Genomic DNA, 8,513 nt, shown 5'->3' with positions numbered 1-8,513 from the left:
ATAGTATTTATTCTATAAATCTTACTATTTTTATAGGAAAACTATCATTTATCTAGGGGAGGAAAGAAAATGGCATCAGTATCGAAACAAATCAGAAAAGCTTCAAAGCTAAGAAAAAAACTTTTAGTAAGCACACTTGCACTTTCACTTGTTGCTCCAACAATTGGTTTTGCAGATGAGCAGGGGTACACAGGTGAAGAGGGGGAAGCGACTCCGTATACTGGTCGAGGTGCAATAACAACTTATAAAGTTGAAAAAGCTGATGAACAACCAGAAATTGAAGTTGCAACTCAAGATAGAATTCTTGAAATTGGTGACAAATATTTTAGAGATGCAAATGGCAGTAGAAGTTTAGACATATATGAAGATTGGAGAAAACCAGTTTCAGAACGTGTTGCAGATTTGATTAGCAAAATGAGTCTTGAGCAGAAAGCTGGGTTAATGTATATCAACACACACACACCAGAAGCAGATCCTGCTGATGGAACATTTGTAACTCCTGCTAATAGTAAAATAGTTACTGATAAAAAATTGCGTCACGTTATTTACCGTCTATCGCAAAACTTAGGCGATATTGCCAATTATAACAACCAAATGCAACAATTAGCAGAAGGATTAGAGTTAGGGATCCCTGTCGTAATCACTTCCAATCCAAGAAATTCTCAATCTACGGATTATACAAATATTACAAATGTTCAGGACCAACATACATTCTGGCCTGGAACATTAGGTTTAGCAGCGGCTAGAGATGTAGATGCTGTTGCTGAATTTGCAGATATCGCTCGTCAAGAATGGAGAGCAGCTGGTATTCGTAAGGTTTATGGATATATGGCTGACGTTGCAACAGATCCACTTTGGGCTAGAATTGAAGAGACATTCGGAGAAGACCCAAAGCTTGTTGGTGACATGAATTATGAAATCGTCAGAGGGTTTCAAACTGAAGAACTAGGTAAAGAAAGTGTAGCCATTACAGTCAAACACTTCCCTGGCGGTGGAGCTCGCGATGATGGACAAGACCCTCACTTTGAAAACGGTAGCTTTAATATTTATCCGACAGAGGGAAGCATGGAAAAGTATCACCTTCCTCCGTTCCAACGAGCAATCGAAGCTGGTGTAGCATCTGTAATGCCTTATTACGCATATCCAAGTAATGAAAGTGCTGAACAAGGATTACCATCATATAGTGATGATCAGCAATTTGAAGAAGTTGGAATGACATTAAATGAAGGAATTATCCGTTATTTACGCGAAGGTCTTGGTTTCAAAGGATATGTTAACTCTGACTCCGGTGCCGTTGCTGGTAGTGCATGGGGTTATATGGATAAAACAGCAGTAGAAAAAGTTGCAAAAGCGATAAATGCAGGAACTAACATTATTTCAGGTGGTGCTACACCGGAGCTAGTCATTGAGGCAGTTAACAGTGGTCTACTAGATGAATCAAAAGTTGACGAATCGATTACTTATACTTTAACTGAGATGATGACATTAGGTCTATTCGAGGATCCATATGTAAATCCTGAAGAAGCGATTGCTCTAGCAAACGATGAAGAAAACAGAGCATTAGCATATGAAGCACACCAAAAGTCAGTTGTCTTAATGCGTAATGATAAGGTAAAAGGTGAAAAACTATTACCGTTAACCGAAGAAAAGCTAGAAAAGGTTAAGCTTTATGTTGAAGGATTTGTTGGTGTTGCAGCACCAAGAAGTCTAAAAGATGAGGAAGCAGCAAAATATGTAGAAGAAAATTCTGCTTTACAATCGGTTGGATTCACTGAAGACTTAAAGCATACACTTAGTGAAAAATTCTCTAATATCGAAATAGTTGATAGTATTGAGGAAGCAACTCATGCTTATGTATACGTGAAACCAACTCAATCTAACTGGGATAATAATCCCCGTATTACAGTTGGACCGGAAACTGGAGTATTCGATCTAGATCGAATTGTTGAAATTCAAAAAGCTGTTCCAACTATCACAGCTGTGAACTTTACGAACCAATGGCTGATTAATAAGCTTGAACCAAAAGCTGCTGCATTTATCGGTACTTTCGGTACACAACAAGAAGCAGTATTTGATGTAATCACTGGGGAATTCAATCCTGTTGGTAAACTTCCATTCGCTATTCCGGCTAGTGCGAAAGCAGTTGAACGTGAGGTAGGAGATGTTCCAAGCTTTGCACCTGAAGAATATAAACATTTCACTTATAAGACAAAAGCGGGTGTGGAATATAAATACGGATTTGGATTATCTTACGACCAAGAAAAGTCCAATAATGGTAACAAAAATAGATAATAGATTGAGCCGGCCCGATTCTTCGGGACGGCTTGACTTCATTTGTAACAAAACTCATCGAAACCAACCTTTATGCTTAAACCACACAAACATACCGATTCCAATCACAATCATAATTCCTTGAATCACGAAATACCCATATTTATAAGTAAGTTCAGGCATATGCGTGAAATTCATACCATAAATGCCAGCGATGAAAGTAAGCGGCATGAAGATAGTTGTGATGACGGTTAGTATCCTCATCACTTTATTTGTTTGGTGGGAGTTCAATGATAAATAACTATCACGAATATCGGCTGTCAACTCACGGCTCGCATCAATTTTTTCAGTAAGTCGTAGCAGGTGATCATGGATATCATGGAAATATTCAATCCGATGCTGTATCAAATCAAGGCGATGCGAATTTATAATCCGATACACCAAATCGCGCATCGGTGTTACTGTGTGCCGTAATGTAAGCAAATTATGCCTTGTTTCAAAAAGCTCATCTAGTAGCTCTTCCATCGATTTTTCATTCAAATTATCTTCAATTTCTTTTAATGTATCTTCTAGGTTGTAAACAATCGGAAAATAATTATCAACCAGCTTATCAATGATATGATACAGCACAAGGGAGGGGTCCCAATTCTCAATTATATCGGTTACTACTAACCGGTTCCACACATCATTCACTTCATTTGATTCTATTAAATGAAAGGTCACAATATATCCTTCACCTAAAAACATATTAATTTCTTCTTTTTCCATCGTATCATGATCGAGGCTATGAGAGACAAAAAAGGTATTCGATTCATAAAAATCTAATTTTGGCCGTTGCAACACATGAATGCAATCTTCAATTGCAAGTGGATGAAAATGTAATGTTCTTGATAATTCTTCAATCTCCATTTCTGTTGGACTGTTAAAGTCAATCCAATACCATTTCCATTTGTTATTTTTTATTTCTGAAATGGGGACATCTGTTAAACGTTCATTTTTATGTGTAATTGCTGTAATGCGAATCATGAAATAACCTCATTTTCCTTGTGGTGATACTTATTTATTAGAATGAACAAGCATCTTTTCTTTTCCAATTTCTGTAGTATAATAGAGTAATTCTAGACTAAAAGGGGAAAACAAAATGAAATCAAAACCATTTGTTTTAGTAAGTATTGTACTTGCAATGCTTATTAGTGCTATGGATACAACAATCCTCCAGACAACGGCTCCAACGATAGCAGAAACATTAGGTGGATATAAGTTTTATGGATGGATGTTTGCTATATATGTTTTATTTTCTACTGTTTCCTTACCAATATTCGGGAAACTTGCAGATATTTATGGAAGAAAAAAGATATTTAGCATTTCTATTATTCTCTTTACAATCGGTTCCCTACTTTGTGGATTAGCTGATTCAATGGTGGAATTAATTGTTTACCGTGGAATTCAAGGACTTGGAGCAGGTGGGGTTTCACCATTAACAATGATTATAGCCGGGGACCTCTATTCAATTGAAAAGCGTGGAAAGATCCAGGGATTCTTTTCAGCAATGTGGGGAGTATCTGCTGTTATTGCACCGCTAATCGGTGGCTTTTTCGTTGAAACGATGTCATGGCGTTGGATTTTCTTTATCAATATACCAATAGGGATTATTGTACTTTTATGTTTAATTCCATATAAAGAAAACATTACAAGGGATAAAAATCCTCTTAATTATCTTAGCGCATTTCTTTTCACAGGAAGTATGTTAGCATTTTTAATGAACACCATTACCACCGAAAATCTTGTAATCTACAATTTAGTTGGTGTTATTTTTCTTGTCGCATTTATCTTTAGCGAGAAAAAGTCGAATAAACGATTTATCCCAATTGAGATTTTAAAGAATAAAAATATCTCATGGCTTAATATTAATGGCGTCTTGATTTTCTTAAGTATTTTTGCGTTTCAGAATTATGTTCCTTTGTTTATGCAAGAGGTACAGGGGATTTCTATTATTGTAAGTGGACTCGTGCTATTCGGTATGAGTGCAGCCTGGATGTTTGCATCTGTGCCTTCAGGGAATCTTATCTTAAAATACGGTTATCGTAATACCATTTTCTTTGGAAACGGATTGCTCGTGCTTTCTGCGATTCTTGCACTTTTTATGAATAAAGATACTAGCTTCTGGTATATTTTTGCTATTTTAACGATTCAAGGTTTTGCATTTGGTATTGTTGTCACGATTGGAACAATTGGTTCTCAGGAAATGGCAGAAGCTCATCAAAAAGGAATGTCGACAAGCCTTCATTTCTTTGCAAGAAATATTGGAACTACATTTGGGGCAAGTATCATGGGGATGCTAATCACAAGTCAGGTCGATGTTGCTGTAGGAATGCATAATCTCGTTTTATTTATGTTAATTTCAGTCACAGCTGCGACAATCATAAGCTTTTTTGCCAGTCAAAAATTATATTCTCATAATCTACAAAAACAGTAAAACATCAAAAGCACATGCTTTTGGTGTTTTTTTCTATAATAATTGTATATTTTATTGTATGATTAAAATAATTTAGAAAATCGAAAGAATTGTTATGGATATATATTTTGGGGGCATCACATGTTTAGAATGCTAACGTTTTTAAAACCTTATCGATTAGCGATCTTTGTCGCTCTCGGTTTGACATTTGTTGAGCTTGCGGTGGAACTTCTGCAACCGCTTTTAATTGCAAAAATAATTGACGATGGTATTTTACAAAAGGATCTTTCAGTGGTCATGAAGTGGGGAGGAATTATGGTTGTAATTTCGATCCTCGCCTTCATCTCTGGAATAACGAATTCCTTTTTTGCTTCACATACCAGTCAAGGCTTCGCATTTGATGTAAGAAAAGAATTATTTGGGAAAATCCAGTCCTTTTCCTTTGCTAATCTTCAAAAATTTGATACAGCTTCATTGATTACGAGAATGACTAATGACGTAACCCAGTTACAGAATACGGTGTTTATGAGTTTGCGTATCGCAATTCGTGCACCGATGCTTATCGTTTTCGGGATGGTTATGGCTCTCCTCGTTAATGTAAAACTTGCTATGATACTCATTGTTACGACTCCATTTTTAATTTTGTTTCTTATTTTCGTCATGACTAAAGCAAGAAAACTGTTCCAATCTGTTCAAGAGAAACTTGATACTGTGAACGGCGTGATGCGAGAAAACCTTTCGGGGATGAGATTAATAAAAGCATTTGTAAGATGGGGACATGAAACAAAACGTTTCTTTCATGCCAATGAGGACTTAAAAGACCGAACAATCACTTCACTTCGTCTCATCGAATTGACGATGCCCGTACTATTACTTTTAATGAATGGAAGTATCATCGCTATTCTTTGGTTTGGTAGTATTGATGTTAGCTCAGGCAACGTACAGGTTGGGGAAGTTGTTGCGGTTATCAATTATACGACTCGAATTACTGGGGCGCTTGGTGTATTTTCTTGGATCATAATGCATTTCTCAAGAGCAAAAGCTTCATCAGATCGTCTTGTTGATGTATTAGATACGGTGGTAGATTTAGGAGAATCAAATCACAATCTAAAAACTGTCCCACATGCAAACGGGAGCATTGTCTTTTCACATGTTGATTTCAAGTATCCAGGAACGAATGCGTTAGTTTTACAGGATATCTCGTTTACGATTCAACCAGGTGAAACTGTTGCGATTCTAGGTGCGACAGGCTCAGGTAAAACGTCTTTATTTCAATTAATTCCACGATTATATGATGTTGTTCACGGAAGTGTTCAGATTGACACCGTTGATGTGAAGGATCGAAAGCTTTATGAATTAAGAAAACAAATCGGCTATGTTCCACAGGAAGCGTTATTGTTTACTGGAACGATTAAGGATAATATTCGCTGGGGAAAACAGGAAGCGACAATGGAGGAAATCATCATTGCTGCAAAGCGAGCCCAAATTCATGAAACGATTGTAAAGCTTTCATTACAATATGATACTGTCATTGGCCAAAAAGGGGTGAACCTATCAGGTGGGCAAAAACAAAGAATTTCAATTGCCAGAGCGCTTGTTCGCAACCCGAAAATTTTGTTATTGGATGACAGTACAAGCGCGCTCGATCTAAAGACAGAAGCTAATTTATTAGCAGAATTAAAAAACTACAAATGTACTACCTTAATTATTACTTCAAAAATCTACACAGCAATGGCAACCGATACGATTTTACTGATGGAAGATGGAAAATTACTTGCCGAAGGAAGTCATGAAGAGCTTTTAGATTCCTTGCCTTTTTATCAAAAGGTTTATGAAACTCAGTTCGCAAAAGGGGGCCAAGATCATGTCAACGCGAATGAACCGTTCTAAACAAAATCATGGGAATAAACCTCAACAAGCAAAAGATCGAATCGGAACTATTAAAAGAATTTGGTCCTACCTTGCTGTCAATCATAAATTATTAATTGCCGTACTTGCGATGGTAGTGGCGAGTTCAGTGCTTGGCCTTCTTGGTCCGTTTTTGCTAGGAAAAGGCATCGACGAATATATCGTTACAAAGGATCATACAGGAATCGTCATTCTTTTACTCGGATTAGTAGTTGTCTATATCCTGCATTCCTTGGCATTATGGTATCAAAATTTTTGGATGGTGGGCATTGCACAAAACACAGTATTTTCCATGAGGACGGAGCTTTTTGAACAATTACATCGTTTGCCAATTCACTTTTTTGATAAACGGCAACATGGGGAACTCATGAGTAGAATTACGAACGATATTGAAAATGTAAGCTCAACCTTGAATACATCTGTCATTCAAATATTCTCAAGCTTGTTGACGTTAGTTGGAACAGTGGCAATCATGCTTTGGCTAAGCCCAATACTTACCTTACTAACGATGATTATTATTCCTGTCATGTTTATCGGAATAAAATGGATCACGAAACGGACAGGAAAGTTGTTCAAGGAACAGCAGCGATACCTAGGAGAACTGAACGGGTATATTGAGGAAACGATATCAGGTCAGAGAATTGTAAAGACTTTTTCACAAGAAGAACACGTGATGAACGAATTCTTAGAAAAAAGTGGAAAACTAAAGAAAGCAGGTTATTTTGCACAAGCATATTCTGGTTTTATTCCGAAGCTTATGAACGTGTTAAATAACTTAAGTTTTGCAATTATTGCGGGGATTGGCGGGATACTTGCATTGAAAGGGCATATCACCATCGGAACGATTGTCATTTTTGCTGAGTACTCAAGACAATTTACACGACCTCTCAATGACTTAGCCAACCAATTCAATACATTACTATCCGCAATTGCGGGTGCAGAGCGTGTCTTTGATATTTTGGATGAAGAAGTCGAAGCGAGGGATGAAACTAGCGCGAAAAAAATGACCAAAATTCACGGAGAAGTAGAATTTAATCATGTCACTTTTTCTTATGAGAAGAATGGGAACACGATAAAAGATGTATCATTTGATGTAAAAGCTGGTCAATCTGTAGCCTTTGTCGGTCCGACTGGTGCTGGGAAATCAACAATTATTAATTTACTGTCTCGATTTTACGAACCAGATTCTGGCGCAATTTTAATTGATGGGGTAAACACATCATCGATGACAAGAGAAAGCCTTCGTCAAAAAATGGGCTTTGTGCTCCAGGATACATATTTATTTAAGGTGTCAATTATGGATAATATTCGCTATGGAAGACTTGATGCATCAGATCAAGAGGTAATTGAAGCCGCGAAACTAGCAAATGCTCATTCATTTATCATGAAGCTTCCAAATCAATATAAGACGATTTTAAAACAGGATGGTAGTGGGATTAGCCAAGGGCAAAGGCAACTTCTTTCGATTGCAAGAGCGATTCTTGCAAATCCATCTATTCTAATTCTCGATGAAGCAACAAGCAGCATTGATACCGTAACAGAAATGAAAATTCAAGAAGCATTACAAAGGCTAATGAAAGGGAAGACAAGCTTTATCATTGCACACCGTTTGAATACGATTGAAAGAGCCGACCAAATTATTGTGTTGAATGAAGGAGAAATTGTTGAAAAAGGTAACCACGAATCCCTCATCCAGCATAAGGGATATTACTATAATCTTTTTACAAGTCAGTTAAAAAAGCAAGTCATGTAGAACTCCATAATGGGGTTCTTTTTTAAGTTTCAGGAAGGATTCATGCAATAAATGTTGAATATTGAAGAAAAGGAAAGTTTTTACCTTTATACAGGAGAGCCACTTCCGAATAAAGGTAAAGCCTCC

At 37.0% G+C, this 8,513-nt stretch carries 5 protein-coding genes; 4 read left to right on the top strand and 1 reads right to left on the bottom strand.

The features are described 5' to 3' along the window. Positions 1 to 69: 69 nt before the first annotated feature. Positions 70 to 2,292: a glycoside hydrolase family 3 protein gene (locus tag V7112_RS06890; protein WP_335417071.1), complete on the top strand. Its 2,223-nt coding sequence runs from the start codon at positions 70 to 72 to the stop codon at positions 2,290 to 2,292. Between the two features lie 54 nt (positions 2,293 to 2,346). Here the strand turns inward: V7112_RS06890 and corA are convergent, their stop codons facing one another. Next, a complete protein-coding gene (corA, locus tag V7112_RS06885) occupies positions 2,347 to 3,297 on the bottom strand; it encodes a magnesium/cobalt transporter CorA (RefSeq protein WP_335417069.1) in 951 nt (316 codons plus the stop codon). A gap of 115 nt (positions 3,298 to 3,412) precedes the next feature. On the opposite strand from corA, the gene V7112_RS06880 reads away from it, so the two are divergent. From V7112_RS06880 to V7112_RS06870, 3 genes are all read left to right on the top strand, one after another. Continuing rightward, positions 3,413 to 4,747: an MDR family MFS transporter gene (locus V7112_RS06880; RefSeq protein ID WP_335417067.1), complete on the top strand. Its 1,335-nt coding sequence runs from the start codon at positions 3,413 to 3,415 to the stop codon at positions 4,745 to 4,747. Between the two features lie 120 nt (positions 4,748 to 4,867). Next, the gene (locus V7112_RS06875) at positions 4,868 to 6,616 is read left to right on the top strand and encodes an ABC transporter ATP-binding protein (RefSeq protein WP_335417065.1); all 1,749 of its coding nucleotides are present in this window, start codon (positions 4,868 to 4,870) and stop codon (positions 6,614 to 6,616) included. Continuing rightward, positions 6,591 to 8,387 carry an ABC transporter ATP-binding protein gene (locus V7112_RS06870; protein ID WP_335417063.1) on the top strand — a complete coding sequence of 599 codons (1,797 nt, stop codon included), beginning with the start codon at positions 6,591 to 6,593 and terminating at the stop codon, positions 8,385 to 8,387. The genes V7112_RS06875 and V7112_RS06870 overlap by 26 nt, the downstream gene beginning before the upstream one ends. The last annotated feature ends 126 nt before the right edge of the window (positions 8,388 to 8,513 follow it).

It is taken from the genome of Bacillus sp. JJ1566 (assembly GCF_036962685.1).
Classification (GTDB): domain Bacteria; phylum Bacillota; class Bacilli; order Bacillales; family Bacillaceae_L; genus Ferdinandcohnia.
This window is presented reverse-complemented; position numbering and strand designations above follow the sequence as displayed.